The sequence below is a fragment of the Nocardioides sp. NPDC057577 genome, from assembly GCF_042801335.1.
GTDB lineage: Bacteria > Actinomycetota > Actinomycetes > Propionibacteriales > Nocardioidaceae > Nocardioides.
The window spans coordinates 12382-38438 of record NZ_JBHVGB010000038.1 but is presented as its reverse complement, the minus strand read 5'-3'; the positions used below and the strand labels follow the sequence as shown (position 1 = coordinate 38438).

Genomic DNA, 26057 nt, shown 5'->3' with positions numbered 1-26057 from the left:
GCCCTTCGGGCCACTTACCATCCACAGAAGCGATGCCGTTCGCTCACCGCGAAAAGGCGTTTGACCTGCACCTATGGCTGGTTAGGTATCCGTTCGAGGCGTAGAATCAGACCCATCACGACACACCTCTGAAGGGAGGGAACACGATGAGTCTCGAGCACAACCTCGACCCCTGGGCCACCAACCCCGGCGACGCGATCGACGCCGCCCTGCAGGCCATCGAATCCTCCCTCCGCGACCTGCTCTCGAGTGACCCGGCCTATTGGCGGACCTCGACGAAGAAGGACCTGCTCGAGCGGTTGGAGAAACTCCAGGCCCAGCAGGCCGCTCTGAAACTGCGGGTGCTCGCTGCTGCGGGTGATATCGCGGAGGAGACCGGCGCGAAGGATGCCTCGGCCTGGATGCGGGCAGAGTTGTTGGTCGACAAGGGTGCGGCCCGCTCGCAGATCAAGCTCGCGACCAGGGTCGCCAAGTACGACCTCGTCGCAGCCGGTCTGGCCGAAGGCGTGGTGTCTCTGGACAAGGCCCGTGTCATCACCCGGGCGTTGGACAAGGTCGATGCCGACCCTGTCGCGAGTGCCGAGGACCTGGCCCTGGCCGAAAAGCTCCTCGTGGATTACGCGACCCAATTGACGGCGAACGAGCTCCGCATCGTCGGCCGGAAGATCCTCACCGAGGTCGACCCCGCCCGGTTCGAAGACGCCGAAGCCAAGGCCCTCCTCGCCGAGGAGGAACGCGCCCACCAGAGGACCGCCCTGCGGGTCTGGGACAACCACGACGGGACCATTGGGTTCGAGGGCGTCTTGCCGACCTCGATCGGGATGCGGTTCAAACGACTCGTCGAGGCCTACGCCCAACCCCGCAAACAACAACTCGTCACCAAGGGCGCGGCATTGCCTCCGTGGGAGCGGTTGATGGGCCAGGGGTTCTCCCGGCTGCTGGAGACCCTCGACCCCGCAGCGCTGCCCCGCCACGGGGGCGATGCGACCACCATCAACGTGGTGATCTCCCTCGACGAGCTTCGCAAGGACCTCGGCACCGCCACATTGGGTTACGACGAGACCAACGGGGCCACCATCAGCGCCGCCGAAGCCAGGCGGATGGCCTGCAACGCCACCATCATCCCCTGGGTGCTGGGCGGGGATGGTGAGGTCCTCGACGCCGGCCGAGCCAGCCGGTTCTTCCAACCCATCCAACGCAAGGCGCTCCGGTTGCAGCAGAAGTGCTGCCAAGCCGAGGGCTGTGACATGCCACCGGAATGGTGCGACGCCCACCACCTCGATCCGTGGGCTGCGGGAGGGAAGACTGACCTGAAGGACGGGGCCTTGTTGTGTCCACATCATCACCGTCTGGCGCACGCCCCGGCGTACGTTCATGAGCGGTTGCCGGATGGCACCATCCGCTTCGCCCGTCGACCGTAAAGAGATACCGCGAGGGCTGCTCTTTGCGCCGTCCAAGACGCGCCATCAGACCACCATGTGACCCACGCCACCGGGACCCGGAGCCCTCGACATGTATTATCGTCATCATGACGACTGTGGACCTCCCGCTGCTCCCCCTCGGGCGCGGCACGGACTTGAACTCCGAGCGTGGCGTCGAGTGCCCCGGCGATCTGCCGGCGGCTTCCGATCCCGACCTGGTCAAGCGCGCGATCGCCGCCAAGGAGAAGCTCGGCGAGAAGGTGTTCGTCCTCGGACACCACTACCAGCGCGACGAGGTCATCGAGTTCGCTGACGTCACCGGGGACTCCTTCAAGCTCGCGCGCGACGCCGCCGCCCGGCCGGACGCGGAGTACATCGTCTTCTGCGGCGTGCACTTCATGGCCGAGTCGGCCGACATCCTCACCTCGCCGTCGCAGGCGGTCATCCTCCCCGACCTGGCGGCCGGGTGCTCGATGGCCGACATGGCGCGGCTGGGCCAGGTCGAGAAGGCCTGGGCGGCGCTGGAGGAGGTCGGTGTGGCCGAGCAGGTCGTGCCGGTGACGTACATGAACTCCTCCGCCGACATCAAGGCGTTCTGCGGACGCCACGACGGCGTCGTGTGCACCTCGTCCAACGCGCAGGCCGTGCTCGAGTGGGCCTTCGAGCAGAAGTCCGACGCCAAGGTGCTCTTCTTCCCCGACCAGCACCTCGGCCGCAACACCGCCGTGCTCAAGCTCGGCATGTCGCTGGGCGACTGCGTGGTCTGGGACCCGCTCAAGCCCGACGGCGGGGTGTCGGCCGAGGACCTGAAGGCCGCCAAGGTGATCCTGTGGAAGGGGCACTGCTCGGTCCACGGCCGCTTCTCCCCCGACACCATCGACGACCTGCGCGCCGAGATCCCGGGGGTGCAGATCCTCGTCCACCCCGAGTGCCAGCACGAGGTCGTCCTCAAGGCAGACCTGGTCGGCTCGACCGAGTTCATCATCTCGACCATCGAGGCCGCTCCTCCTGGGTCGGCCTGGGCGATCGGCACCGAGCTCAACCTGGTCAAGCGCCTCGCCAACGCCCACCCGGACAAGCGGATCGTCTTCCTCGACCGCACCGTCTGCTACTGCTCGACGATGAACCGCATCGACCTCCCCCACTTCGTCTGGGCCCTCGAGTCCCTCGTCGAGGGTCAGGTCGTCAACCGCATCGAGGTCGACCCCGACACCGAGCGCTACGCCAAGCTCGCCCTGCAGCGCATGCTCGACCTGCCCGGCAAGACCGAGAAGGACTGACCCTCCCGTCGAGGCGTCACCCCCGTCGGCCGAAGCGTCAGCTAGGTCGGCCGAGTCGGCCCGGCGTGACGCCTCGAACGGCGGGGGGGGTGTGACGTCTCGACCGACGGGCGCGACTCCTCGACCGACGGGCGCGACTCCTCGACCGACGGGCGCGACGGCTCGACCGACGGGCGCGACGGCTCGACCGACGGGCGCGACGGCTCGACCGACGGGCTTGACGGCTCGGTCAGAGGCCGTTGAGCCAGGTGAGGACGGCGAGGACTCGGCGGTTGTCGTCGCTCGCCTGGGGGAGGTCGAGCTTGGTGAAGATCGAGCTGATGTGTTTGCCGACCGCCTTCTCGGTGACGAAGAGCCGCGCGGCAATGGCAGCGTTCGAGCGACCCTCGGCGATCAGCGTCATCACCTCGCGCTCACGCTCGGTGAGCCGGTCGAGCGGGCGTTCCCGGCGGGTGAGGAGCGCGGCGACGACCTCCGGGTCGAGGACGGTCCCGCCGCCGGCGACCTGGCGCACCGCCCCGAGGAAGGCGTCGACGTCGGCGACACGGTCCTTGAGCAGGTAGCCGACCGCGCCCTCTCCCCCGGCGAGCAGGTCGCGCGCGTAGAGCGGCTCGACGTACTGGCTCAGCACCAGCACCGGGAACCCTGACCGCACCCGCCTGACCTCGATCGCCGCAGTGATGCCCTCGGTGGTGAAGGACGGAGGCAGACGTACGTCGACGACCGCCGCGTCCACGTCCGGCCGGACCAGGGCCCGAGCCAGGGCGGGCGCGTTGTCGACGGCCTCGACGACCTCGATCCCGCCCGCTTCGAGGATCCGGGTGAGGCCGACGCGGAGCAGCGCCTGGTCCTCACCCAGGACCACCCTCAGATCCGGCAAGGCACCTCCAGCGTGATCAGGGTCGGGCCGCCGGCGGGGCTCTCGACCGCGACGGTTCCGTCGAAGGCCGCCAATCGGGTCGCGACCCCGGCGAGCCCGTGTCCGGTCGCCTCGGCACCGCCGCGGCCGTTGTCGCCCACCACGATCCGCAGCCGCTGCCCGTTGTGGCTGCCGCGTACGAACGCCCGGTCGGCGCCGGAGTGCTTGACCGCGTTGGCCAGGCACTCGGCCACCGCGAAGTAGGCCGCCGACTCGACCGGGTCGGGCAGACGCCCGGGCAGCTCGATGGCGACGGTGACCGGCAGCGGCAGTCCGGCGGTGAGGGCCTGGACGGCACCCACGAGGCCACGGTCGGCAAGCACCGGCGGCAGGATGCCGCGTACGACTCCACGCAGGTCCTCGAGCGCGGACACCGTGGTCTCGCGGGCCTCACGCAGCAGCGCGGCGGCGGCGTCCGGGTCGGTCGCCATCAGCTTCTCGGCCAGTCCGACGCTCATCCCGACGGCGGCGATCCTGGCCTGGGCACCGTCATGGAGATCACGCTCGATGCGACGCAGCTCGGCCGCCGAGTGGTCCAGCGTCTCGGCACGGGTCGACTCGACCTTCTCCACCCTGGCGGCCAGCGCGGCGACCTGTCCCTGACCGAAGATGCCACGCTCGGCCAGCGCCCGCGCCCGGACCAGGCCCGGGGTCGCCACCCACCACACCAGGAGCAGCGGACCGGTGAGCAGGAGCAGCAGCCAGACCACCCAGGTGATGCCGGCGAAGCTCAGGATCAGCCAGTTCAGCGGCACGGTCAGGAGCGCCACCGGCAGCACGGAGAGCACGAAGCCCCCGGTCGCCGAGAAGCAGCAGCAGGCGAAGTCGCGCCACCGCGCCTTCTCCCGAAGCCATCGGAACGGCCGGCTGAGGACCGGCTGCGCACTCAGGTCTGCGTACGTCTCCGGGATGGTCTCCCCGAGGAGCATGCCGCTCACCCGGCGATGCACTCCGGCGAGGGCCGCAGTGGCCGGCACCGCACCCAGGGCGATCCCGATGCCGACCCCGAACACCAGCCCGAGCGGGATCGAGAGCACCGTGAGGATCACCAGCACCAGGGCGGGCGCCATCATCAGGGCATAGCCCAGCGACAGTCCGGTCAGCCGGAGCCGTTCGACGAGCGCCTGCCCGCTGAACGGCTCCGGTCGCACGGTCCGGATCGGTGCATCCCACTCGGCCATCAGGAGTGAGTCTGACATCAGCGGGCACCGGACGTCGTGCGTAATGCCCGGCTCGTCGCACCGGCCGCCGAGGCCAGTGTCAGCACCACGGCACCAGCCACCAGAAGCGGCGGCAGCCAGAGCTGCGCGTCGGGCACCACGCCCTCACCCCGGACGTAGGCGAACGGGACGATCGTCGCCTGCGCGGCGAGCAGACCGATGACGGTGCCGACCGCGGCGACGACACCGGCCTCGGCGAGGATGGAGCCGCGCACCTGAGCGGGAGTGGCGCCGAGCAGCCGCAGCCTGTGCAGCTCCAGGCGCCGGTCGGCGAGAAGGGCCGCGAAGGCGTTGACGACCATGATCGCGGCGAACGCGCAGATCATCGCGGTGACCACGTTGTTGAGCAGGTTGATCGTCTCGTAGCCCTCGGTGACCTCCGGAGGCAGACCGGTGGGCAACGTACGCTCATCGATCCCGACCAGCATCAGGATGCTGACCGCGGCCGCGGAGAGCACCATGACCGGCGCGAGCACACCGGCGAGCAGGTGCGACCTCCGCGAGGTGTTGTACGCCGCCAGGTGCCCGCTCGTCCCGCCCAGCAGCGGCCGCAGCAGCCGGCTTCCGGCCCGCAGCAGCAGCGGTGCCAGCGCCGCGAGACCCACCGCGACCAGGAGCCCGAGGGAGCCGGTCATCGCCATCGCGTCGTACGGGTCGGCGGCGTCCTTGCCCGTGGCCATGGTCATCACGACCATGGTCGTGGCGTGGCCGACGGCGACCAGGGCCACCACCCACCGCCACCAGGCGATCCGTCCCGTGCCCGACCTGGCTTCGGGGGGCGCGACCGTCGCCGGCCCCCGGGAGGCGCGTGATCCGGCCAGGCCGGCAGCAGCCAGGGACACGAGCAGGAGCAGCACGACGGTCGCGGCGAGCGCGACCCGGCCACCCGAGTGGGCGACCTGCTCACTGACGACGCCACCGGACTGCAGCAGGTCGAGGAGCGCTCGGCTGGTCAGGCTCGCCACACCGGCTCCGAGGACGGTGGCGACGAGCGCGACCACGAGCGTCTCCGCCCGAACCAGGGCGCGGACCTGGCGGGGCTCGGCGCCGACGGTGCGCAGCAGGCCGATCTCGACCTCGCGCTGCCGGACAGTGACCCCGACGGTGGAGACGATCGAGAAGAGCGCGATGACGGTGCCCCAGGCGCCGACCACTCCCCCGAGGACGAGCAGGGTCTCCCGCTCGGCGCTCGGGGTGCCGGGTTCGAGAGCGACCTGGATGAACGGCGTGAACGAACCCATCACCGCGGTGCCCAGCAGGATCGCGACGAACGTCGCGGTCATGGCGGTCGCGCGGTGGCGCAACGAGCGCAGTGCGAGGGTCAACATCACACCATCTCCGGCTCGGTGCGGGCGGTGAGCTCGTCCAGATGTGCCATCTGACCCGCGACGGCCTCGGCGGCGGGGTTGTCCATCCGCCCCACGGCGCGGCCGTCGACGAGGAAGACCACGCTGTCCGCGTACGCAGCGGCGACGGGGTCGTGGGTGACCATCACGACGGTCGCGCCGAGCTCGTGGACGAGGCTCCGGAGCAGGGCGAGCACCGAGGCCGCCGTGTGCGAGTCGAGGGCTCCGGTGGGCTCGTCGGCGAGGACGATGTCGGGACCGGTCACCAGCGCCCGGGCGATCGCCACCCGCTGCTGCTGGCCGCCGGAGAGCTGTGCCGGCAGGTGGCCGGTGCGATCGCCCAGGCCGACGAGGTCGAGCAGCTCGCGGGTCCGGCGGCGGGCCGTCGCATCGATCCGGCCCCCGGCCAGCCGCAGCGGCAGCGCGACGTTCTGCTCGGCGGTGAGGTAGGGCAGCAGGTGGAAGCCCTGGAAGACGAACCCGATCCGCTCGCGGCGCAGCCTGGTCCGGCGTGCCTCGGTCAGCTCGGTGACGTCCTGGCCGGCGATGACGACGCGGCCGGCCGTCGGCTGCTCCAGCGCTCCGGCGCAGGTCAGGAACGTGGACTTGCCGGAGCCGGAGGGCCCCATCACGGCGGTGAACGTGCCCGGCGCGCAGGCCAGGTCGAGTCCGTCGAGCGCGGCCACGGCGGCCGCACCGGTGCCGTAGGTCCTGGTGAGGCCGGTGACCTCGAGGGCGGGTGTGGTCATGGGTGGCTCCTGGGGTTTCGGGTGGCTGATGTCACCCTTCGACGCTAAGGAACCCGTCGCTCACCCACGATGGGCTCAAGGAGCCGAACCGGGTAGGGAAAACCCCACCTCACCCACCGGACGAGCGCGGGAGGCGTACGGCGATCGTGGTGTCCCCCGGGGCGCTGGCGAGGGTCACCGTGCCACCGTGGGAGGTGACGATGGCGTGCACCAGGGCGAGGCCGAGGCCGGCGCCACCGTCGCGCTGACGGGCCTCGTCGGCGCGGGTGAAGCGCTCGAACGCGTGCGGGACCAGGGCCGGAGGGAAGCCGGGGCCGTCGTCGTGGACGTCGAAACCGTCAGGACGTACGCGAACCGTGACCGTGGTGCCGGCGGGCGTGTGCCTCCGCTCGTTGGTGAGCAGGTTGCTGATCACCTGATGGAGTCGCTGGGCGTCACCGGTCACGATCACCTCGGCCTCACCGGAGTCGGCGTCGGCGGGAAGCTCGAGCCGCCAGGTGTGTGAGGGGTCGATGACCCGCGCGTCGTCGACGGCCTCCAGGAGCAGCCGGGTCAGGTCGACCGAGTCACGGGCGAGCGGGCGGCCCTGGTCGAGGCGCGCGAGCAGGAGCAGGTCCTCGACCAGCGCGGTCATCCGCAGCGACTCCTCCTCGACCTTGCCGAGCGCGGTCGGGACCGCTTCGGGCCGCTGCTGGGCCAGCTCGGTGTAGCCGCGGATGGTGGTCAGCGGGGTGCGCAGCTCGTGGGAGGCGTCGGCGACGAACTGGCGTACCTGCTGCTCGCTGCGGTGACGTTCGGCCAGCGAGGTCTCGACGTGGTCGAGCAGGGAGTTGAGCGCGGCGCCGACCTGGCCGACCTCGGTGTCTTCGTCGGTGAGCCGCTCAGGAACCCGTTCGGTGACCTCGACCTCGCCGGAGGAGAGCGGTAGCGCGGCGACGGAGTGGGCCGTCGCAGCGACCTCGCGCAGCGGGCTGAGCTGGCGGCGTACGACGACGTAGCCGGCGCCCGCGGCAGCCAGGACGCCCAGCAGGGTCAGCAGGGCCTCCCAGAAGACCAGGCTCTCGATCGTGTTGTCGACCTCGTCGGTCGAACGGCCGGTGACGAAGACCACCGTCTGACCGAGGTTGGGGTTGAAGACGGACTGGGCGATCACCCGGTAGGTGCCCTGGTCGGGGAGCTCGACTTCGTGGGGACGCGCGTCGACGCGCACGTCCTCCAACAGCTCCAGGTCGGCGGCGCTGAGCGGCTCCATCTGGTTCGGGTCGAAGTCGCCGAGGTTGCCCTGCGCCTCACCCTGCTCGGGGAACAGCGCGATGACCGAGTCCGGTCCGATGTTGAGGTCGCTGCGCGGGCCCGGGCCGGCCATTCCGCGAGCCATCTCGTGGACGTCCCGGTCGAGGCGATCCATCAGCGTCTCGCGCAGCGCGATCGTGGCGAACGTGGCGATCAGGAGCGAGACGACCAGCACCAGGGAGACCGAGGTGATGACCAGGCGCGAGCTCAGCGGCGCGACCAGCCGCTTGAGACCGCTACTCACTCAGCAGCCTTCAGCACGTAGCCCGCACCACGCATCGTGTGGATCATCGGCTCGCGGCCGGCGTCGATCTTCTTGCGCAGGTACGAGATGTAGAGCTCGACGACGTTGGCCTGGCCACCGAAGTCGTAGGACCAGACCCGGTCGAGGATCTGGGCCTTGGACAGCACCCGGCGGGGGTTGCGCATCAGGAAGCGGAGCAGCTCGAACTCGGTCGCGGTGAGGCCGATCTCCTCCCCGGCACGGTGCACCTCGCGCGAGTCCTCGTCCATCGTCAGGTCGCCGACGCGGATCACCGAGTGCTCCTCGACCCGCGTCGCGCCGGCCCGCCGCATCAGTCCACGCAGCCGGGCGACGAGCTCCTCGAGCGAGAACGGCTTGGTCACGTAGTCGTCACCACCCGCGGTCAGCCCGGCGACCCGGTCCTCGACCGCGTCCTTGGCGGTGAGGAAGAGGACGGGTACGCCCGGGTTGGACGACCGCACCCGGCGCAGGACCTCGAGCCCGTCGAAGTCGGGCAGCATCCAGTCGAGCACGATCGCGTCGGGAGCAGTTTCCTTCGCAGCGGCCACGGCCTTGGAGCCGGAGTGGGCCATGGTGATCTCCCAGCCCTCGAACCGCAGTGCCATCGCGATCAGCTCGGCGATGTTCACCTCGTCGTCGACGACGAGCACCCGCAGCGGCGAGCCGTCGGCGCGGGTCAGATCCTTTCCTCCAGCAGTCATGACTCCATCATGCGGCCGTTTGCTGTGCGGTGCCTGTGAGGTCGCTGTGGCGTGTCGATGTCGTTCGCCGGGTCATCGCTGGCCGCCACCCTGCCCGCCGGGGCCGCCGCCACCCGGCATCTGCACGGTGTTGCCGCCGCCCGTACGTCCGAAGCCCTGCTCCTCGGAGGTGCCGCCGCTCGGCAGGTCCTGGGAGAGGTCGGCCAGGACGACCTGCTGCCCCTTCTCGAGGCCGTCGGTGACCTCGATCCGGGTGGTGCCGACCAGGCCGGTGGTGACCTGCTTGCGCTGGGTCGTGTCACCGTCGACGACCAGCACCGAGCCGTTGGAGAGGGCCGAGGCCGGGATCGTCGCAACGTCCTCCGCGGAGCCGACCACGACCTCGACGGTGGCCATGTTGCCGGCGAGCAGGTCGAGACCGGCCTCGTCGAGGGTGACGGTCACCGGGAAGGTACTGCTCCCCGAGGAGGTATCGGGAACCTGGCCGACCAGGGTGACCTTGCCCGGGAGCGGCTCCTCGGCACCCGCCGGGGTGACCTCGGCGACCTGACCGGTCTGGAGCTGCTCGACCTGGGTGGCGCTGACGGTCAGCTCCACGCTGGTCAGGCCCTCGGCGATGAGGGTCACCGCCTCGGTGCCGGCAGACGCGCTCTCGCCCTTCTTCACGGCGACCGAGGCGACCGTGCCCGCGGCCGGTGCCTTCAGCACCGCGCCCGCGAGCGCGGCCTTGGCCTCGGCGACGTCGGCCTTCGCCCGGTCGATCTCGGCTTGGTCCTTGGCCAGGGTCGCGGCGGTCACGCTCTCTCCTCCGCCTGATCCACCCGATCCGCCGGAGACACCCGACCCGCCGGTGGCGCCCGACCCGCTCTGGCCGCCGCCGCTCTGCTCTCCCTGGGTGCCGCCGGTGCTCGGCGGCTGACCGGACCCACCGGAGGACTGCCCCGAATCCTGCGGGCCGCCGCCGGACTGGTCCGGGCCCTCCCCACCGGACGAACCGGCGCTCGCGAGCGTCTCGTCCAACTGGGCGCTGTAGTCCTTCAGATCGGCCTTCGCGGTCGTCACCGCCGTCCTGGCCTCGGCGAGCGCCGACTGTGCCGAGCCGAGCAGCGCGGTGGCCTCGGTGACGGTCCCGCCGGCCGAGTCCTGGGCGCCGAGCGCGGTCTCCAGGTCCTCGTCGCAGGAGTCGGAGGTCTCCTGGCCACAGGACTCCTGGACAGCCTTCAGCGCGCCGGCGAGCTCACCGTCCTCGTCGAGGGTGCCGCCGGCGGCGACCAGCGCGGTCAGCTTCTCCAGGGCCGAGGCGAGGTCGGTCTGCGCCGTGCCGAGCTCGGCGTCGGCGGCGTCGAGCGCCTTCTGGGCCGAGACCACCGCGTTCTGCAGCCCCTTCACCGTGGCGACCAGATCGGCGCTCGCGTCGGTCGAGACGCCGGTCGCCGTCGGCAGGGTCGTCGGGGTCGTCCCGGTCCAGACTGCCGCGACGACCTCGTTCGACGGCGACGTGCCGGACGCGGAGCTCGGCGAGGCGATTGTCCCCGAGCCCGAGTCCGAGTCGGAGGCCGTGGCCGAGGTGACACCAGAGATCTGAGCCTCTTTGTCGCTCGCCAGCTGCGCCCTGGCCGCGGCGAGCGTGGCCTTGGCGGCGGTGAGCGACTTCTTCAGTGACGTACGGTCCAACCGGGCCACCACCTGGTTCTTCTTCACGGTGTCGCCCTCGGCGACGACGGTCTCGACGATCCCGTCGGTGGCGAAGGCGAGGTCGGCGCGGCCGTTGGGCGCGACGGTGCCGTTCAGCGAGAGGGTCTGCTCCACGTCGCCGGTGGTGACCGCGGCGGTACGGTAGCCGGCCGAGGACGACGCGGTCGCTGCGTACGCCGTGTAGCCACCGCCCGCGACCACGACCAGCGCCGCGGCGCCGGAGGCCGCCTTGATCCAGGTACGGGAGACGCGCCTCACGAGGAAGCCCCGTCCTGGCCCGGCGCGCCGCCCGGCATCCCGCCGCGGCCACCGAAGCCGGTGGTGCACTCGCCCTCGACCGGGTCGGAGACCGAGATCCGCTCGGCGGTGACCGCCCCGGTGTCGTCGGCCTCGCCGGTGGCGGTCACGCAGGTGCCGACGACCAGAGCGCTCTTCGTCGCCGTCCTCGTGGTCGTGTAGGTGGTCTCGGAGCCGACCGTGACGCTCACCGAGGTCGTCTCCTCGGAACCGCGCGAGGTCGCCGCCACGGTGAAGCCCGAGTCGCTGACCGCGGTCACCTCACCGGACGTGCCCATGCCGCCGCCCATGCCCCCCGGTCCGCCCGAGGGCATCCCCTCGGGCATGTCGGTGGGCATGTCCGTCGGCATGTCGCTGGGCATGTCGCTGGGTATTCCCTCGGGCCGTTGGCCGCCCCCGAACCCTCCGCCCGCGCACGAGCCGTCGGTCTTCTCGGTGATCCGGACGGTCGCGGCTGCCACAGCAGTGTCGCTCGACTCGGACCCCTCGGCGGTGGTGACCATGACGCAGCTGCCGACCGTGACGTCGGCGAGCGCGGCACTGACCTGCTGGCTGATCGTGGTCTGGTCGGTGTAGGTGACCGCGGTCTGGGCGTCGCTGCTCTGGACCTGCAGCGTGCTGCCGTCGATGGCGGCGATCTCGCCGGAGGTGCCCGACATGCCGCCGCCCATCCCGCGGCCCTGCCCCTGACCCTGGCCCTGGCCGTACCCCTGCCCCTGCTGGTCGGTGGCCGCGTCGCTGTCGGCGCCACAACCTGCCAGGGCGATGAGCCCGACGGTGGCGAGAGCGGCGAGCGACGTCGCCCGGGAGCGGCGCGTGCGGAGCGTGAACGTGTTGGTCATCGAGATTCCTTCGTACGTCGAGATGGTGGTGTCACTCGCTGCGGAGAGCGTCGATCGGGGTCAGGCGAGCGGCCCGGCTCGCGGGGTAGACCCCGAAGCCGACGCCGAGCGCCAGGGAGGTGACCAGCGCGGCAGCGGTGGCGAGGAGCGACAGGGACACGGGCTGGTCGATCAGACCGGGCAGACCCCAGGCGCCGATGGCGGCGATGACGATGCCGACGACACCGCCGGCCAGGCCGAGCAGGGAGGCCTCGGCCAGGAACTGGCGCCGGATCACCGACGGGGTCGCGCCGAGCGCCTTGCGCAGGCCGATCTCGCGGATCCGCTCGGTGACGGAGACGAGCATGATGTTCATGACGCCGATGCCGCCCACGAGCAGCGAGATCGCCGCGATGCCGCCGAGCAGCACCGTCAGGGTCTTGTTGGTGGCATTGGCGGTCTCGACCAGCGAGTCCTGCGAGGAGATCGAGAAGTCGGCCTCGTCGGCGCTCACGCCGTGCAGGTTGAGCAGCAGCGCGTTGATCTCCTGGTAGGCCGCCGGCAGGGCCTCGTCGGAGACCGCCTCTACGTAGACCGTCGAGACCGAACTGCTGGTCGAACCGGTCAGCGACTTCGCGGTGCCCATCGGCGTGACCGCGGTGTCGTCCTCGGTGGAGCCGGACGAGCTCGCGCCGGTCGACTCCAGCACCCCGATGACGGTCAGCGCGGTGCCGCCGACCGAGACCGTCTCCCCGACGGGGCTGGCCGGCCCGGTGAAGAGCTCGGAGGCGGTGTCGGCGCCGAGCACGACCACCTTCGCCCCCGAGGCGACCTCCTCGGAGGTGAAGAACCGCCCGGTCGCGACCTCGCGCTTGCGCACCTGCGGCCACGTGGTCGTGGCACCGACCAGCGATGTCGTCCAGTTCGTCGAGGCGGTGTCGAGCTGCGCGTTCGAGGTGGTCACCGGGGCGACCGCCTTGACGTCGGGAGCGGCGTCGTCGTCGCCGAGCGCCTCGGCGTCGGAGAGGGTCAGCGTGGAGGCGGACCCGAAGCCGCCGCGTACGCCTGCCGAGGAGGTCGAGGAGCCCGGCGAGACGATCAGCAGGTTGCTCCCCAGCGCGCTGATCTGGCTCTTGACCTGGTCTTGCGCTCCTTGGCCGAGGCCGACGGTGAGGATCACCGAGGCGATCCCGATGACGATGCCGAGCATCGTGAGCAGCGACCTCATCCGGTGCGAGCGCACCGCGTCCCAGGCGGTCGCGAGAGTCTCGGCCCAGCTCATCGGACCGCCCCCGTAGCGAGCACCGGCTCGTCGGCCGTGATCAGACCGTCGCGGATGGTCAGCCTGCGGCCGGCGCGGGCGGCGACCTCGTGCTCGTGGGTGATCAGCACGATGGTCCGCCCGCTCGCGTGCAGCTCGTCGAGCAGCGCGAGGACGGCCTCGGTCGAGCCCGAGTCGAGGTTTCCGGTCGGCTCGTCGGCCAGGATGATGTCCGGCTCGGTGACCAGCGCCCGGGCCACCGCGACCCGCTGCTGCTGACCGCCGGAGAGCTCACCTGGCCGGTTCTCGAGCCGGTCACCGAGCCCGACCCGCTCCAGGGCCCGGGCGGCGCGCTCGCGCCGCTGCGACCTGGGCACCCCGGCGTACGTCAGCGGAAGCTCGACGTTGCGCCAGGCGGGCAGGCTCGGCAGCAGGTTGAACTGCTGGAACACGAAGCCGATCCGCCGGTTGCGTACGTGGGCGAGGGATGCCTCCGACATCGTCGAGACGTCCTCGCCGCCGAGGTGGTAGCTGCCCTCGGTCGGCACGTCGAGGCAGCCGAGGATGTTCATCAGCGTCGACTTGCCGGAGCCGGAGGGCCCGATCACGGCGACGTACTCCCCCGCCTCGATCTCCATGTCGACGCCACGCAGCGCCTCGAACTCGATCGATCCGGACCGGTACGTCTTCCGCACGCCGTCCACGGAGACGACCGGGGCGCTCGCGCTCACCGACCGCCACCCATCTGGCCGGGCATCCCGCCACCGGGGAACTGACCGCCGCCGGGCAGCTGTCCCATCTCCCCCTCGCCACCGAAGCCACCGAAGCCGCCCTCCTGGCCGCCTTCCTGGCTCCTGGACCTCGACCCGCCGGGACGGGTGAAGGCCTCGATCTCGACCGTGTCACCCTCGGCGAGCCCGTCGGTGATCTCGGTCGTGGCGCCGTAGACGTCACCGATCGTCACCGCGGTCTTGACCGTCTTGCCGTCGACGAGCTTCTGGACGTACGCCTGGTCGCCGTCGGTGGTGATGGCAGCGCTGGTCACGGTGAGCACGTCCTCGCGCTGCTTCACGGTGATCTCGGCCGTGGCCGAGGTGCCTGGGTAGAGGTCGTCGCGCTCACCGGTGACTGTGATGCTCACCGGGAAGACCGCGGCACCCGAGGAGCTCGTCTCGGCGACCTTGCCGACTGTCGCGACGGTCCCGAAGACCTCCTCGTCGACCCCGTTGACGGTGACGGTCGCCTGCAGGCCCTTCTTCAGCGAGGCCGCGTCGTCCGCGCTGACGGTCGCCTCGACGACATGTTCTCCCGCGGAGACGATCGAGACGGTGCCGGTGCTCGTCGATGTCGAGGAGCTGTCGCTGGTGCCGCCCGAGGTACCGCCCATCGACGAGCCGGACCCACCGGAGTCACCGCCGGATCCACCCGAGGACGAGCCCGAGGACGAGCCCGAGGAGCCGGACGATGAGCCCACGACGTCCCCGACGGCGAGGTCGAAGCCGGTGATCGTGCCGCCGATCGTGGCGCGCAGCACGGCGTCGTCCACGGCCTGGCGGGCGGAGTCCAGGTCGGCCTCGGCGGCCGCCACGGCGGCCTCGTCCGAGGCGATCTGTACGTCGGCGGCCCCCGAGGACTCGTCGGTGTCGAGCTGCTCCTGGGCGGCGGTGAGGGCCGACTTGGCCGCGGTGCGGCTGGCGACCAGGGTGGTGTCGTCCACCCGGGCCAGCGCGTCGCCCTTCTCCACGGTGTCGCCCTCGGCCGCGTAGATCTTCGTGACCGTTCCGGAGACCTCGAAGGACAGGTCGGCGGTCTCGGCCGCCTCGACGGTGCCACTGGCCGACACCGTCTCCTTCACGGTCCCCGATGTCGCCTGGACCTGCACCGCCTGTGCCTGCGCGGTGTCCTCGCGGGTGAGCGCATACGCGCCCGCTCCGCCACCGACCACCGCTGCCGCCACTCCGGCGGCGAGCAGGATCCGGGCCGTACGCCCGAGCCTCCGCCACCGCTCCGTGAGTCTCTTGCGCACCACACTGCCTCTCTCCTACGCCTCCGGCGGCGCCGGAGGCATGACGAGAGGACTGTCGTGTGCGTGACTGTGCGGGAGGTCGGCTCCGGCTGTGGAGAGGCTATGAAAGAGCCTGTGAATCAGTCGCGTCGCCGGGCACGGCGAGCGGTGTGGACCATCAGGTCCGCACACACCTCCACCTGGTCGGGGAGGGCCGCGGCCAGGTCGGCGAGGAGCGCGGACCGGTCGGCGGCCGGGAGGATCCGGACCGCGGAGATCGTGTCGAGGTGGCGCACATAGTCCGCCCGAGCGAGGGTGAACCGGCGCGGCACCTCCCGCTCGCGTACGTCATACAGCCGGCCGTCGGCCAGCATCTCGTCCCCGGGGAACAGCATCGGCGCGTCCACCGCGGACGGCGCCGGCACGTGGCGGCCCTCCGGGGCGTACGCCGCGATCAGCTCGTCCTCGACGGCCGCGACCTCGACGTCGGCCAGCACGAACGGGCCTCCGAAGAAGGCCACCGCTCCCCCGTCGCGGACCAGGGCGGTGGCGAGGTCCCACCGCGTCGCCGGCGTCGTCCAGTGCCAGGCGGCGGCCGCGTAGAGCAGGTCGAACGGCTCGTAGGCCGCCGGGTCGAGCTCCTCCAGAGCAGCGCGCACGGTGGTCACCGGCAGTCCGGAGCACTCGCGCCGGAGCACGCTGAGCATGTCGGCGTCGGGGTCGGTCGCGACCACCTCGATCCCGGCGGCCGCGAACGTCCGGGTCGCCTTCCCGGTGCCGGCACCGATCTCGATCGCCCGTCGCACCGGGCCGTCGGCGACCTCGTTCACCAGCACCACCAGGGCGTCGGGGTAGCCGGGACGGAAGCGCTCGTAGTCCTCCGCGACCGCTCCGAAGCTCCGTGCTCGTTCCATCGTCGTCGAAGGATCGGCCTCAGAGGCCGGGGGCGCCCCAGAGCGCGAGCCAACGGGAGAGATCCTTCTCGACCGGCAGGTCGCCCTCGATCGCGGTGCGGACGTTGATCTCGAGCAGGTTGTCGCGCTGCTGCGGACCGGTCGGGACGAAGGGATAGAAGGTGCCCTGCTTGTAGAGGTAGATGAGGCCCACGCTGCGGCCGTCGGCCCCCTCGAAGGCGATCAGCGAGCACAGCAGACCGGAGCCGAAGCCGTTCATCTCCAGGGTGGTGTTGACCGCGTGGAGGTCGGTGACCAGGCCGGTGATGTCGGGGTTGGCCGGGTCCAGCGACTCGTGGTCGACGCTGAGCCAGGTGAAGCCGAACTCGTCGACGCTCGTGGTCACCGTCGGTGCGCCCTCGGAGGCGCCGAGGAGCTCGACGATGTCGTTCTGCGTGCCGGCGAAACCAGCCCCGGCCGCCGCCCGGTAGCAGACCGCTCCGTCGCCGGTCGGGACCAGCCCGAGCGAGGTCTGCATGGTGAGTGCGGCGGTCGGCACCGCGAACAGTGCGTCGAGGTTGGCCTGCTTCGGTCGCGTACGACCCGTGATGACGTCCCAGAAGCCCACGAAGGCGACCCTACTGGTTGGGGCGGCCGAGCTCCGCCTCGATCCTGGCGAGCTGCTCCAGGCGCTGCTCCAGCGAAGGGTGCGTCGAGGTGAGCGTACGCAGCGACTGGCCGCTGATCGCCGGCGCGATGAAGAAGGCGTTCATCGCCTGCGAGGACCGCAGGTCGCGGCTCGGGATCGCGGAGATCTCACCGGTGATCTTCTGCAGGGCGCTGGCCAGCGCACCCGGCTTCAAGGTCAGCTGCGCCCCGGCCCGGTCGGCGGCCAGCTCGCGGTAGCGCGACAGCATCCGCAGCAGCACCCAGGAGACGGCGTAGACGGCCAGCGAGACCAGCAGCACCACCAACCACACCGGGAGACCGTTGTTGTTGTCGCGGCGGCCACCGCCTGCGTACGCACCGTACTGGGAGCCGCGGCTCAGCATCCCGGCCACGATGCCGGCCGAGGAGGCGACCGTCATCACCAGCACGTCGCGATGGGCGACGTGGGACAGCTCGTGGGCGAGCACGCCCTCGAGCTCCTCGGCGGTCAGGCGCTGCATGATGCCGGTGGTCACCACGACCGCGGACCGCTTCGGCGAGCGGCCGGTGGCGAAGGCGTTGGGCATGTCGGTGTGCGCGATCCCGACCCGCGGCTTCGGCATGTCGGCCAGCGTGCACAGCCGATCGATCATCGCGTGCAGCTCAGGAGCCTCCTCGGCCGACACCTCGCGCGCGCCCATGGCGCGCATCGCGAGGGTGTCGGAGGCGTACCACTGCCACCAGGCGATGCCGAGCCCGACGATGCCGATGATCGGCGCCCACTGCGCGGGCATGACGAACATCAGCGCCACGACGAGCCCGACGAACAACGCGCCGAGCAGGAACATCACCGTGGTCATCCGGACGGTCAGCCCGGCATCACCCTGGAAGCGTGACATGTCTCTACCCGGGGATCAGACCCTCGTCGCCGAGCATCTCGGAGACCTCGGCGAGCGTGGAGCCGGGTCCGGGAAGGATCAGGTCGGAGGAGTCGATCGCGTCGACCGGGTGGGCGGTGCCCATCGAGCGTACGCCTTCGAGCAGCGTCTCCAGGGCCGCGTCGAAGACGGCCTCGTCGGTGCCCTTGCTGGCGGCCTCGACCGCGGCGTCGAGCTCGTTGAGCTTGTCGACAGCGGCCTCGTCGAGGTCGTACTGCCCCTCGCCCAGGATGCGTACGATCACTGCTCGGCCTTCTTCTCGGTCGACTCCACGTCGATGACCGGCGCGTTGGCGTCGGCACCGGGCAGCGCCTGGGTCTGCTGCGGGGCGCTGAGGCCCTTCAGCGCGGCGAGCTCGGCCTCGACGTCGCTGGTCGAGCTGAGCGCGTCGAGCTGACGAGTGATGTCGTCGGAGGGACCGGCGGTGAGGTCGTCGAGCGCACCGGAGGCGAGCAGCTCGTCGACGGCGCCCGCGCGAGCCTGCATCTCCAAGGTCTTGTCCTCGGCACGCTGCATGGCCATGCCGACGTCGCCCATCTCCTCGCCGATGCCGGAGATCGCCTCGTTGATGCGGGTCTGCGCCTCGGCGGCGGTGTAGGTCGCCTTGATGGTCTCCTTCTTGGTGCGGAAGGACTCCACCTTGGCCTGCAGCCGCTGCTGGGCGAGGGTCAGCTTCTCCTCCTCGCCCTGGAGGGTGGCGAGCTGGGTGTTGAGGTCGTTCATCTGCTGGGTGAGACCGCTCTTGCGCGTGAGGGCCTCGCGGGCCAGGTCCTCACGGCTCATCTCGATGGCCTTCTGGGCCTGCTGGGTGAGCTTGTCGGACTGCTGCTTGAGCCCGTTGATCTGCAGCTCGACGCGCTTGCGGCTGGTCGCGACGTCCGCGACACCGCGGCGCACCTGCTGCAGCATCTGAAGCTGCTTCTGGTAGCTGTAGTCGAGCACCTCCCGTGGGTCCTCGGCCTTGTCGAGCGCCTTGTTTGCCTTCGCCTTGAAGACCAGGCTCAGCCGCTTCATCACACTCATCGGTTCCCTTTACGCCTCTCATATGCGGCCGACCGCCGGCCGCCCCGCGTCGTCGCTTGCCGCTGGACTCTCGTCGTCCTAGGACAAGTGTTGCCTCTCACCTTAGGCCGGGTCCACAAAACTCGCTGTCAAGGTCGATCGGGATACCCTGTATGTGTCCCAGCCAACAGGTAAGAGGTCACTTAAGTTGTTCGGTCGCAAGTCCCCAGCCCCGCAGGTCGTCGAGCCCGAGAACCCGGTCAAGGAGATCGGCAAGGGTCGTCCGACCCCTTCGCGCAAGGAAGCGGAGGCTGCTCGCAAGGCGCGCCTCAAGCAGCCGCGTTCGCGCAAGGAGATCAACGCCGCCAACCGCGCCCAGCGCTCCGAGCAGGGCGACAAGATGCGCCAGGCGATGAAGACCGGCGACGAGCGCTACCTTCCGCTGCGTGACAAGGGCCCGGTCAAGCGATTCATCCGCGACTGGATCGACGCTCGGTTCACCTTCGCCGAGATCGTGCTCCCGGTGCTGATCATCGCGCTCGTGGTGCCTTACATCAGCCTCGAGCTGGCGATGTACTCCCAGCTCTTCACCCTTGTCGTGATGGCCACCGTGATCATCAACCTGGTCGCGCTGCGTTTCCTGCTCCGCAAGGAGCTCAAGCGCCGCTTCCCCGACAACGACCTCAAGGGCACCACCTACTACGCGATCATGCGCTCCATCCAGATCCGTCCCCTGCGCCTGCCCAAGCCGCAGGTCAAGATCGGCGCCCAGCTCCCCGACGACTACCGCTGAGCCTCGCCCGTCCCGGAGTCCTCGACCTCGCAGACGAGGCTGGCGACGCCCGCACGGCCCTGGAAGCTCCAGGAGCCGGCCAGGTCGGTGAGCTTCTCGGCGATGTAGGGCTCGGGTCCGGCCGCGGGCACGCTGGTGAGCGTCCAGACCGTGGAGAGCTCGACCCGGGTCGGCGTACGCCACGCCAGCTTGACCCAGATCTCGCCCGGCAGGTTCGAGACGGCCACGTGGACGCCGAAGGCGGCGAGCACCTCGAGCCGGTTGGCGGCGCGGTCGCCGACGACCCGCGAGTCGGTCCACGCACGCACCTGGCTCATCGCCTGGTCCGGCGTCAGCAGATCGACTGCGTCCTCGCGGTCCGACTCGTGGAGGTGGTTGCTCATCAGGTGACCTTTCGGGTGGGGGTGGCCGGAGCCGTTCGGATGTCCCAGATGGTGTCGAGGCCGGCGCGGCGGAGCCGCCCGGCGAGCGCCGGATCGGCGTTGCGGAGGCGAAGAGGCACGCCCCGCGTCCCGCAGCGCCGCTTGGCCCACAGCAGTGCCGCGACGGTCGTCGAGGAGAACCCGGTCAGACCTGCCAGGTCGACCACGACCGCTTCAGGACCGCCCGCGAGCATCTCCGCCAGCCGCCAGCGCAGGTTGTGGATCGCCCGCAGGCAGGTGGCGTCCGAGAACGGGACGACGACGGTCTCGTCGACCGGGTAGAAGTCCCCCTCGCTCATGCCGCCCCCGCCGTCAAAGAGAGCGAAGAATACGGAGGCGGCGACCTGAGATCCATGGTCGCTCGCTGGCGCTCGCTCATGCGGTCTACACTGCCGACGCTGTATGGAGGACCCTTCGCAGTTTCGTGTCAGTTTCGTGTCACTTGCTGCCGGTAGGCCGCCACGGGTCGGCCTCCTGACCGGTCGGGTGAGACGATGCGGGACGTGCAAGAGGCAGCCAAGCGAGTGCTCATCCTGGAGGACGACTACGGGCTGCGTACCTCTCTCCGGCTCTTCCTCGAGCAGGAGGGGTACGTGGTCGGCGAGGCCGACGATGCCGAGATCGCCCTCGATCTGGACGCCGCCGAGCCGTTCGACGTGATGCTCGTCGACCTGATGCTCGGCGGCATCGACGGATTCACCTTCATCCGCAGCGTTCGCCCACGGACGACCGCCCCCATCATCGTGATCAGCGCCCGCGACGGGTCCAAGGACGTGGTCGCCGCGCTCGAGGCAGGAGCGGACGACTACGTCCGCAAGCCGTTCGACGTCGCCGAGGTCAGGGCCCGGATCAAGGCCGCGCTGCGGCGCCCGGACTACCCGCTCGTGTCCTCCGCCGGCGGCTACACCCCAGCCGGAAGCATCGTGCTCGACTCGACGGACGGACCGCTGGTCTTCGACCCGGCCGCCGCCACCCTGCGTCGCGGCTGCGAGGACCTGCACCTCACCAGCACGGAGTTCAAGCTCCTGCTGGCGCTGACGGCCGGTCCCGGCCGGGTGATGACCCGCGAGAACCTGGTCAGCCAGATGTGGCCCGAGGGCCACCACGGCGACGTCCGGGTCGTCGACGTGCACGTCAGCCGGTTGCGCAACAAGGTCGACAACGACCCGGTGGCCGGCGGCGTCATCTCGACGGTCCGTGGACTGGGCTACCGGCTGGATCCGCGATGATCCGGAGGCAGGTGCGGAGCGGGCTGCGCGCCAACGTCGTGGCGGCATTCGCCGCCGGCGCGCTGTTGATCAGCCTGATCCTCGCCTTCAGCACCTACTTCTCCGCGCGTCACTACCTGATCGTCCAGCGCGAGCGGAACGCACTGCAGCAGGCCTACATCGACGCGGCGCTGGTCAAGGAGCGGCTGCGTACGAACGGCGTGAACGTCGCCGAGGTCCTCTCCGAGATCGCCCCACCGAGACGCACCACGGTGTTCGTCCACCAGGACGGCCAGTGGTACTCCTCCGATCTCACCACGCAGGCCCACGACGCCACCAGCAACGTCGCGACCAGCGTCGAGGCCGGAGAGGTCGCGCTGTCCTGGACCGATACCGGCGACCGGCCCAACATCGTGGTCGGCGTCCCGCTCGAAGGCGTGGACGCCGACTACTACGAGGTCACCCACGCCAAGGAGCTCAGCGAGACCCTCGACACGATGGGCTACGCGCTCGCGATCTCAGCGGCCGTCACGACCCTCGCCGGCGGAGTCCTGGGTTGGTACGCGGCCCGCCGGGTGCTGCGGCCGCTGCGGCAGGTCGCACTTGCCGCCGCACGGATCTCCGCCGGAGAGCTCGACACCCGGGTCGAGGCGACCGACGACCCCGACCTGGCCACCCTCACCGGGTCGTTCAACACGATGGTCGACACCGTCGTCGAGCGCCTCGACCATGACGCCCGCTTCGCGGCCGACGTCAGCCACGAGCTCCGTACGCCGGTCGCCACCCTCACCACCAGTCTCGGTGTCCTGCAGGGCGACAGCACGCTCTCGCCGAGCTCGGCGACCGCCGTCGGGCTGATGGCCGGCGAGCTGGACCGGTTCCGCGGTGCGCTCGAGGACCTGATCACGCTGGGACGGCTCGACGCGGGTGTGCGCGAGTCGGAGTGGGAGGTGCTCGGCGTCGCGGACCTGGTCGCCGCGACCCTCGCCGAGGCCGAGATCGGCGGCCGGGCCACCGTCGACGTCCCCGCGGATCTGGTGATCTATGCCGACCGGCTCCAGGTGCACCGGGCACTCGCCAACCTGGTGCGCAACGCGGAGACCCACGGCGGCGGACTGAGCGCGGTGCGCGCGATCGCCCGCCGGGGCTACGCCGAGATCCATGTCATCGACTCCGGCCCCGGGGTCCCTGCCGCCGAACGAGAGCGCATCTTCGACAGGTTCGCCCGGACGGGCGCCCGCGGCGCGACCACCGGGAGCGGGCTGGGACTGAGCATCGTCGCTCAGACCGCGCAGCTCCACGACGGCTCGGTCTGGTGTCGCGAGGCCGACTCCGGCGGCGCCGACTTCGTGCTCTCCTTCCCGCTGGCACCGACGGCGAGGACCTCCTCGGGGCGAGAGGCATCATGAGGGGGCTGCGTACGTCGTGGGCGGCGGGCGCCGCCGGCCTCCTCCTGCTCGCGGCGGCTTCGTGCGGAGTCCCCGACGACGACCAGGTGCGCACCGTCGACCCCTCGGAGGTGCCGTACCACCTGCTCGACGACGTCGACGAGGTCCCCTCGGGCGCGGCGAGCGGGCTCTCCGGGCCTCGGCTCTACTGGGTCGACGCCGAGGACCGGCTCGTCGGCCGGCCGGCGGCGAGCTTCTGCTCGAAGACCCTCACCGGGGTCGCGAGGGACATCCTCGACCAGCTCGGCGACGGGCCCTCGGCGCGCGACCTGGGCTCCGGCCTCGGCACGGCCCTGCCTCCGGACAGATGGCTGAAACTCGTGGCGATCACCGGCCGCACCGCCCACCTCCGCATCTCGACCGAGGACACGATCGCCACCAACCGGGTCGTGCTCGCGACGGCGCAGACGGTGCTGTCGCTGACCTCGATCCCCGGCGTGGACCAGGTGGAGATGGAGTACGACGCCGAGCCGCTGCAGGTACCACGGTCCTCGGGTGAGCTCGCCGACGGACCGTTGCAGCACGACGACTACCGCAGCCTGCTCGCCGACCCCACCGAACAGCCCACGGACAGGCGGCTCCGGCGCGGCGACCTCTGCCCGGGCTGAGCCGACTCTCCTCCGGTCTCAGACGAGACCGAGGACTTCCTCCAGGCCGATCGTGAGCCCGGGTCGCGAGCCGATGCCGCGGACCGCGGCGAGCACGCCGTGGGCGAAGGAGGCATGCGAGAGCGAGTCGTGGCGGATGGTCAGGAGCTCGCCGACACCGCCGAGGATGACCTCTTGGTGGGCGACCGATCCGGACATCCGCAGGGAGTGCACCGGGATGCCGTCCACAGAGGCCCCACGGGCCCCGTCGAGGGCCGAGGTGGTCGCGTCGGGCGCCGGGTCCACCCCGGCCTCGCGGCGCGCCGCAGCGACGAGCTCGGCGGTCCTGCGTGCCGTACCCGAGGGGGCGTCGGCCTTCCGCTCATGGTGGGTCTCGACGATCTCCACCGACGGGAAGTGGGCGGCGGCGAGCTCGGCGAACCGCATCATCAGCACCGCGCCGACCGAGAAGTTGGGCACCACCATCGCGCCGACGCCCGGGGTCTTCGCGAGCCAGCTCTCGAGCTGCTCGACGCGGTCGGGCCCAAAACCCGAGGTGCCGATCACCGTGTGCACGCCGTGGGACAGGCAGAACTCCGTGTTGCCCATCACCGCCTCGAGGGTGGTGACATCGACGGCCACCTCGGCACCGGCGTCGGTGATCGCCTCGATGTTGTCGCCGCGACCGATCCTGGCGACGAGCTCCAGGTCGTCGGCGGACTCGACGGCCTCGCAGACCGCCGAACCGAGCTTGCCACGTGCACCGAGAACAGCCACCTTAGTCATGAGGCCACACCCTATAGATCACGCTCCAGCAACGATCTACCACCATCCGATGAACATTGCGCGGGGCGACACCGTGAGCTTCTCGAAGGGGCTGTGCGCGGAACCGAAGGAGGATCTGGCAGTCTTGGACCCATGGTGGTGCAGACGATCCCTGCTCGGATCCGTTGGGCCGTTGATTTCATGGACATTCAACCGAACGATCATGTCCTTGAGATCGGCTGTGGCCCGGGGGCTGGTGCCGAGCTGATCTGTAGCCGGCTGGAGACCGGAAAGCTATTTGCGATCGACCGCTCGGAGTCGGGTGTCGATCGTACGAAGCGACGATGCGCGAAGTACCTGGAGGCAGGACGCCTCACCGTCCGCCAGATCGACCTCGCGACGCTGCGGGTCCCGGTCAAGCGGCTGACGAAGGTATTCGCGTTCAACGTCAACCTGTTCTGGGTGCGTGACGCATCCGCCGAGATCGCGCTGCTCCATGAGCGCGTGCTGCCCGGCGGCACGGTCAACCTCTTCTACGAGGCCACCCAGCGCGAGCAGGTCCCCGAGATCGTCGAGAAGTCGAGCAAGGCCCTGGCCGACGCCGGCTTCCGCGTCTCCATCGTCGACTCCAAGGTCCCCGCCGCCGTCGGGATCATCGGCAAGCGCTGACCCGGACCGCGCGGAGTCGGCTCGTCGTGACGAGCCGACTCGGCGTCAGGCCGGTCCCACTACCGCGAGGATCTCCGGGCGGGTCAGGATCTCGGCCGCGACCTCACGGCACTCTTCGAGGGTGACCGCGTCGATCCGCGCCAGCACCTCGTCGATCGAGTAGAGCTCACGGTGGACCAGCTCGGCGCGGCCGATGCGGGACATCCGGGAGGCCGAGTCCTCCAGGCCCAGCACGAGGCCGCCACGCAGCTGGCCCTTGCCGAGCTCGAGCTCCTCGGCGGTGATGCCGTCGCGGGCGACGGCCGCCAGCTCGGAGCGTACGACCTCGAGGACCTCGTCGAGCTTGGCCGGCAGGCAGCCGACCTGGACCCCGAAGAGGCCCGTCTCGGCGTGGCTGTAGGCGTAGGAGTAGACCGAGTAGGCCAGGCCGCGGTGCTCGCGGACCTCCTGGAAGAGCCGCGAGGAGGTCGCGCCGCCGACGGCGGTGTTGACCACCTCGAAGGCGAAGCGCCGGTCATCGCCACGCTGCAGACCCTCACGGGCCAAGATGACGTTGACCTGCTCCAGCGGGCGCTGGGCGCTGACCTGCCCGGGGGCGACCTCGAGCGGCGACCCCTCACGCGGAGGCACCGGCGCGGCCGGCCCCTGCAGGAATCCCGAGCCGGAGAACGCCTTCTCCACCATCGCCACGACCTCGTCGTGGTCCAGGTTGCCCGCGACCGAGACGACCATCCGGGGCGCCACGTAGTGCGCCTGGTAGAAGTCGTTGATCTCGTCCCGGGTCAGGGCGGAGATCGAGGCCTCCGTGCCGGCGATGCCCCGCCCGAGCGGCGTCTCGGCACCCCATGCCTGCGCGGAGACGAGGTTGTGGATCACGTCGTCGGGGTCGTCGTCGTGCATCGCGATCTCGTCGAGGATGACGTCCCGCTCGGCCTCCACGTCCTCCCCCGTGATCAGCGAGGAGGTCAGCATGTCGCCCACGACGTCGATGGCGAGGGGCAGGTCGACATCGAGCACCCGCGCGTGGAAGCACGTGTACTCCTTGGCGGTGTAGGCGTTGAACTCCCCACCGACGCGGTCCATCGAGGAGGAGATCTCCAAGGCCGTACGCGACGGGGTGCCCTTGAACAGCAGATGCTCGAGGAAGTGGGAGCAGCCGTGCTGACGCGCGGTCTCGTCCCGGGACCCGACGCCGACGAAGACGCCGACCGCGGCCGAGCGGACCCCGGCCATCTGCTCGGTCACGATCCGCAGGCCCGAGGGATGGACCGTGCGGCGTACCAGCGACGTCACCGCGCCGTTGACCTCGGTCTGCTCGAGCGTGACGGTGGTGCCGGGCTCCTGGTTATAGCCGGAGGACCGGCCGACACCCATGTGTCGACCGGTCCCCCGGGTAGCGCGTGACGCCAAG

Annotated in this window: 27 protein-coding genes; 7 read left to right on the top strand and 20 right to left on the bottom strand. The window is 70.6% G+C overall.

Annotation, left to right across the window (positions count from 1 at the left end):
* Positions 1-146: 146 nt before the first annotated feature.
* On the top strand, positions 147-1421 hold the full coding sequence (locus ACFU7D_RS10690; protein WP_378866737.1) for a DUF222 domain-containing protein: 1275 nt from the start codon (positions 147-149) through the stop codon (positions 1419-1421).
* Positions 1422-1528: 107 nt separating this feature from the next.
* Entirely contained in the window at positions 1529-2701 is a 1173-nt protein-coding gene (gene nadA, locus ACFU7D_RS10685; RefSeq protein WP_378866734.1) for a quinolinate synthase NadA, read from the top strand.
* A gap of 229 nt (positions 2702-2930) precedes the next feature.
* Here the strand turns inward: nadA and ACFU7D_RS10680 are convergent, their stop codons facing one another.
* The 16 genes from ACFU7D_RS10680 to ACFU7D_RS10605 all read right to left on the bottom strand — a co-directional run bounded on the left by ACFU7D_RS10680 (position 2931) and on the right by ACFU7D_RS10605 (position 18775).
* Positions 2931-3572 carry a LuxR C-terminal-related transcriptional regulator gene (locus ACFU7D_RS10680; protein ID WP_378866740.1) on the bottom strand — a complete coding sequence of 214 codons (642 nt, stop codon included), beginning with the start codon at positions 3570-3572 and terminating at the stop codon, positions 2931-2933.
* Positions 3569-4819 (bottom strand): histidine kinase, encoded by a 1251-nt coding sequence (locus ACFU7D_RS10675; protein WP_378866730.1) that lies wholly within the window; start codon positions 4817-4819, stop codon positions 3569-3571. Before ACFU7D_RS10675 ends, ACFU7D_RS10680 begins: the two co-directional genes overlap by 4 nt.
* Positions 4819-6168 carry an FtsX-like permease family protein gene (locus tag ACFU7D_RS10670; RefSeq protein WP_378866727.1) on the bottom strand — a complete coding sequence of 450 codons (1350 nt, stop codon included), beginning with the start codon at positions 6166-6168 and terminating at the stop codon, positions 4819-4821. The genes ACFU7D_RS10675 and ACFU7D_RS10670 overlap by 1 nt, the downstream gene beginning before the upstream one ends.
* On the bottom strand, positions 6168-6935 hold the full coding sequence (locus tag ACFU7D_RS10665; RefSeq protein ID WP_378866724.1) for an ABC transporter ATP-binding protein: 768 nt from the start codon (positions 6933-6935) through the stop codon (positions 6168-6170). The genes ACFU7D_RS10670 and ACFU7D_RS10665 overlap by 1 nt, the downstream gene beginning before the upstream one ends.
* A gap of 109 nt (positions 6936-7044) precedes the next feature.
* Entirely contained in the window at positions 7045-8472 is a 1428-nt protein-coding gene (locus ACFU7D_RS10660; RefSeq protein ID WP_378866720.1) for a sensor histidine kinase, read from the bottom strand.
* Positions 8469-9194 carry a response regulator transcription factor gene (locus ACFU7D_RS10655; protein WP_378866717.1) on the bottom strand — a complete coding sequence of 242 codons (726 nt, stop codon included), beginning with the start codon at positions 9192-9194 and terminating at the stop codon, positions 8469-8471. Before ACFU7D_RS10655 ends, ACFU7D_RS10660 begins: the two co-directional genes overlap by 4 nt.
* Positions 9195-9266: 72 nt before the next feature.
* Complete coding sequence (locus tag ACFU7D_RS10650) at positions 9267-11147, bottom strand: efflux RND transporter periplasmic adaptor subunit (protein WP_378866714.1); 1881 nt, start codon at positions 11145-11147, stop codon at positions 9267-9269.
* A complete protein-coding gene (locus ACFU7D_RS10645; RefSeq protein ID WP_378866711.1) occupies positions 11144-12028 on the bottom strand; it encodes a hypothetical protein in 885 nt (294 codons plus the stop codon). The genes ACFU7D_RS10650 and ACFU7D_RS10645 overlap by 4 nt, the downstream gene beginning before the upstream one ends.
* A 31-nt stretch (positions 12029-12059) precedes the next feature.
* A complete protein-coding gene (locus ACFU7D_RS10640; protein ID WP_378866708.1) occupies positions 12060-13289 on the bottom strand; it encodes an ABC transporter permease in 1230 nt (409 codons plus the stop codon).
* Positions 13286-13999 (bottom strand): ABC transporter ATP-binding protein, encoded by a 714-nt coding sequence (locus ACFU7D_RS10635; protein WP_378866705.1) that lies wholly within the window; start codon positions 13997-13999, stop codon positions 13286-13288. The genes ACFU7D_RS10640 and ACFU7D_RS10635 overlap by 4 nt, the downstream gene beginning before the upstream one ends.
* Entirely contained in the window at positions 13996-15294 is a 1299-nt protein-coding gene (locus tag ACFU7D_RS10630) for an efflux RND transporter periplasmic adaptor subunit (protein ID WP_378866702.1), read from the bottom strand. The genes ACFU7D_RS10635 and ACFU7D_RS10630 overlap by 4 nt, the downstream gene beginning before the upstream one ends.
* Positions 15295-15413: 119 nt before the next feature.
* Positions 15414-16187, bottom strand: coding sequence for a class I SAM-dependent methyltransferase (locus ACFU7D_RS10625; RefSeq protein WP_378866699.1), 774 nt, complete (start codon positions 16185-16187; stop codon positions 15414-15416).
* Positions 16188-16206: 19 nt separating this feature from the next.
* Positions 16207-16794, bottom strand: coding sequence for a hypothetical protein (locus ACFU7D_RS10620; RefSeq protein WP_378866696.1), 588 nt, complete (start codon positions 16792-16794; stop codon positions 16207-16209).
* Between the two features lie 10 nt (positions 16795-16804).
* Positions 16805-17713, bottom strand: a complete 909-nt coding sequence (gene htpX / locus ACFU7D_RS10615; RefSeq protein WP_378866693.1) for a zinc metalloprotease HtpX — start codon at positions 17711-17713, stop codon at positions 16805-16807.
* Positions 17714-17717: 4 nt separating this feature from the next.
* On the bottom strand, positions 17718-17996 hold the full coding sequence (locus tag ACFU7D_RS10610) for a hypothetical protein (protein ID WP_378866690.1): 279 nt from the start codon (positions 17994-17996) through the stop codon (positions 17718-17720).
* Positions 17993-18775 (bottom strand): PspA/IM30 family protein, encoded by a 783-nt coding sequence (locus ACFU7D_RS10605; protein WP_378729716.1) that lies wholly within the window; start codon positions 18773-18775, stop codon positions 17993-17995. The genes ACFU7D_RS10610 and ACFU7D_RS10605 overlap by 4 nt, the downstream gene beginning before the upstream one ends.
* Before the next feature lie 187 nt (positions 18776-18962).
* Here ACFU7D_RS10605 and ACFU7D_RS10600 point away from each other — a divergent pair, with 187 nt between their 5' ends.
* A complete protein-coding gene (locus ACFU7D_RS10600) occupies positions 18963-19547 on the top strand; it encodes a DUF3043 domain-containing protein (protein ID WP_378729718.1) in 585 nt (194 codons plus the stop codon).
* Here the strand turns inward: ACFU7D_RS10600 and ACFU7D_RS10595 are convergent.
* The gene (locus ACFU7D_RS10595) at positions 19538-19930 is read right to left on the bottom strand and encodes a hypothetical protein (RefSeq protein WP_378729720.1); all 393 of its coding nucleotides are present in this window, start codon (positions 19928-19930) and stop codon (positions 19538-19540) included. The genes ACFU7D_RS10600 and ACFU7D_RS10595 overlap by 10 nt on opposite strands.
* Positions 19930-20268 (bottom strand): STAS domain-containing protein, encoded by a 339-nt coding sequence (locus ACFU7D_RS10590; protein ID WP_378729722.1) that lies wholly within the window; start codon positions 20266-20268, stop codon positions 19930-19932. Before ACFU7D_RS10590 ends, ACFU7D_RS10595 begins: the two co-directional genes overlap by 1 nt.
* A gap of 195 nt (positions 20269-20463) precedes the next feature.
* On the opposite strand from ACFU7D_RS10590, the gene ACFU7D_RS10585 reads away from it, so the two are divergent.
* Genes ACFU7D_RS10585 through ACFU7D_RS10575 form a run of 3 tightly spaced genes read left to right on the top strand, consistent with a single transcriptional unit; the run spans position 20464 to position 23233 of the window.
* Complete coding sequence (locus ACFU7D_RS10585) at positions 20464-21198, top strand: response regulator transcription factor (RefSeq protein WP_378866686.1); 735 nt, start codon at positions 20464-20466, stop codon at positions 21196-21198.
* Positions 21195-22586, top strand: a complete 1392-nt coding sequence (locus ACFU7D_RS10580) for an ATP-binding protein (RefSeq protein ID WP_378866683.1) — start codon at positions 21195-21197, stop codon at positions 22584-22586. The genes ACFU7D_RS10585 and ACFU7D_RS10580 overlap by 4 nt, the downstream gene beginning before the upstream one ends.
* Positions 22583-23233: a GerMN domain-containing protein gene (locus ACFU7D_RS10575; RefSeq protein WP_378866680.1), complete on the top strand. Its 651-nt coding sequence runs from the start codon at positions 22583-22585 to the stop codon at positions 23231-23233. The genes ACFU7D_RS10580 and ACFU7D_RS10575 overlap by 4 nt, the downstream gene beginning before the upstream one ends.
* A gap of 18 nt (positions 23234-23251) precedes the next feature.
* Here ACFU7D_RS10575 and dapB read toward each other — a convergent pair whose 3' ends face one another.
* Positions 23252-23998, bottom strand: coding sequence for a 4-hydroxy-tetrahydrodipicolinate reductase (gene dapB, locus ACFU7D_RS10570; RefSeq protein ID WP_378729730.1), 747 nt, complete (start codon positions 23996-23998; stop codon positions 23252-23254).
* Positions 23999-24178: 180 nt separating this feature from the next.
* Here dapB and ACFU7D_RS10565 point away from each other — a divergent pair, with 180 nt between their 5' ends.
* The gene (locus ACFU7D_RS10565) at positions 24179-24646 is read left to right on the top strand and encodes a class I SAM-dependent methyltransferase (protein ID WP_378729732.1); all 468 of its coding nucleotides are present in this window, start codon (positions 24179-24181) and stop codon (positions 24644-24646) included.
* Positions 24647-24691: 45 nt separating this feature from the next.
* Here the strand turns inward: ACFU7D_RS10565 and ACFU7D_RS10560 are convergent, their stop codons facing one another.
* On the bottom strand, positions 24692-26056 hold the full coding sequence (locus ACFU7D_RS10560; RefSeq protein WP_378729734.1) for a M16 family metallopeptidase: 1365 nt from the start codon (positions 26054-26056) through the stop codon (positions 24692-24694).
* Position 26057: the final 1 nt, after the last annotated feature.

Excerpts from the sequence above, each read along its gene's own strand:
- ACFU7D_RS10690 (WP_378866737.1), top strand. The coding sequence starts at position 147 with ATGAGTCTCGAGCACAACCTCGACCCCTGGGCCACCAACCCCGGCGAC.
- nadA (WP_378866734.1), top strand. The coding sequence starts at position 1,529 with ATGACGACTGTGGACCTCCCGCTGCTCCCCCTCGGGCGCGGCACGGAC.
- ACFU7D_RS10675 (WP_378866730.1), bottom strand. The coding sequence starts at position 4,819 with ATGTCAGACTCACTCCTGATGGCCGAGTGGGATGCACCGATCCGGACC.
- ACFU7D_RS10670 (WP_378866727.1), bottom strand. The coding sequence starts at position 6,168 with ATGTTGACCCTCGCACTGCGCTCGTTGCGCCACCGCGCGACCGCCATG.
- ACFU7D_RS10665 (WP_378866724.1), bottom strand. The coding sequence starts at position 6,935 with ATGACCACACCCGCCCTCGAGGTCACCGGCCTCACCAGGACCTACGGC.
- ACFU7D_RS10655 (WP_378866717.1), bottom strand. The coding sequence starts at position 9,194 with ATGACTGCTGGAGGAAAGGATCTGACCCGCGCCGACGGCTCGCCGCTG.
- ACFU7D_RS10645 (WP_378866711.1), bottom strand. The coding sequence starts at position 12,028 with ATGACCAACACGTTCACGCTCCGCACGCGCCGCTCCCGGGCGACGTCG.
- ACFU7D_RS10640 (WP_378866708.1), bottom strand. The coding sequence starts at position 13,289 with ATGAGCTGGGCCGAGACTCTCGCGACCGCCTGGGACGCGGTGCGCTCG.
- ACFU7D_RS10625 (WP_378866699.1), bottom strand. The coding sequence starts at position 16,187 with ATGGAACGAGCACGGAGCTTCGGAGCGGTCGCGGAGGACTACGAGCGC.
- htpX (WP_378866693.1), bottom strand. The coding sequence starts at position 17,713 with ATGTCACGCTTCCAGGGTGATGCCGGGCTGACCGTCCGGATGACCACG.
- ACFU7D_RS10605 (WP_378729716.1), bottom strand. The coding sequence starts at position 18,775 with ATGAGTGTGATGAAGCGGCTGAGCCTGGTCTTCAAGGCGAAGGCAAAC.
- ACFU7D_RS10595 (WP_378729720.1), bottom strand. The coding sequence starts at position 19,930 with ATGAGCAACCACCTCCACGAGTCGGACCGCGAGGACGCAGTCGATCTG.
- ACFU7D_RS10590 (WP_378729722.1), bottom strand. The coding sequence starts at position 20,268 with ATGAGCGAGGGGGACTTCTACCCGGTCGACGAGACCGTCGTCGTCCCG.
- ACFU7D_RS10585 (WP_378866686.1), top strand. The coding sequence starts at position 20,464 with ATGCGGGACGTGCAAGAGGCAGCCAAGCGAGTGCTCATCCTGGAGGAC.
- ACFU7D_RS10580 (WP_378866683.1), top strand. The coding sequence starts at position 21,195 with ATGATCCGGAGGCAGGTGCGGAGCGGGCTGCGCGCCAACGTCGTGGCG.
- ACFU7D_RS10575 (WP_378866680.1), top strand. The coding sequence starts at position 22,583 with ATGAGGGGGCTGCGTACGTCGTGGGCGGCGGGCGCCGCCGGCCTCCTC.
- dapB (WP_378729730.1), bottom strand. The coding sequence starts at position 23,998 with ATGACTAAGGTGGCTGTTCTCGGTGCACGTGGCAAGCTCGGTTCGGCG.
- ACFU7D_RS10565 (WP_378729732.1), top strand. The coding sequence starts at position 24,179 with ATGGACATTCAACCGAACGATCATGTCCTTGAGATCGGCTGTGGCCCG.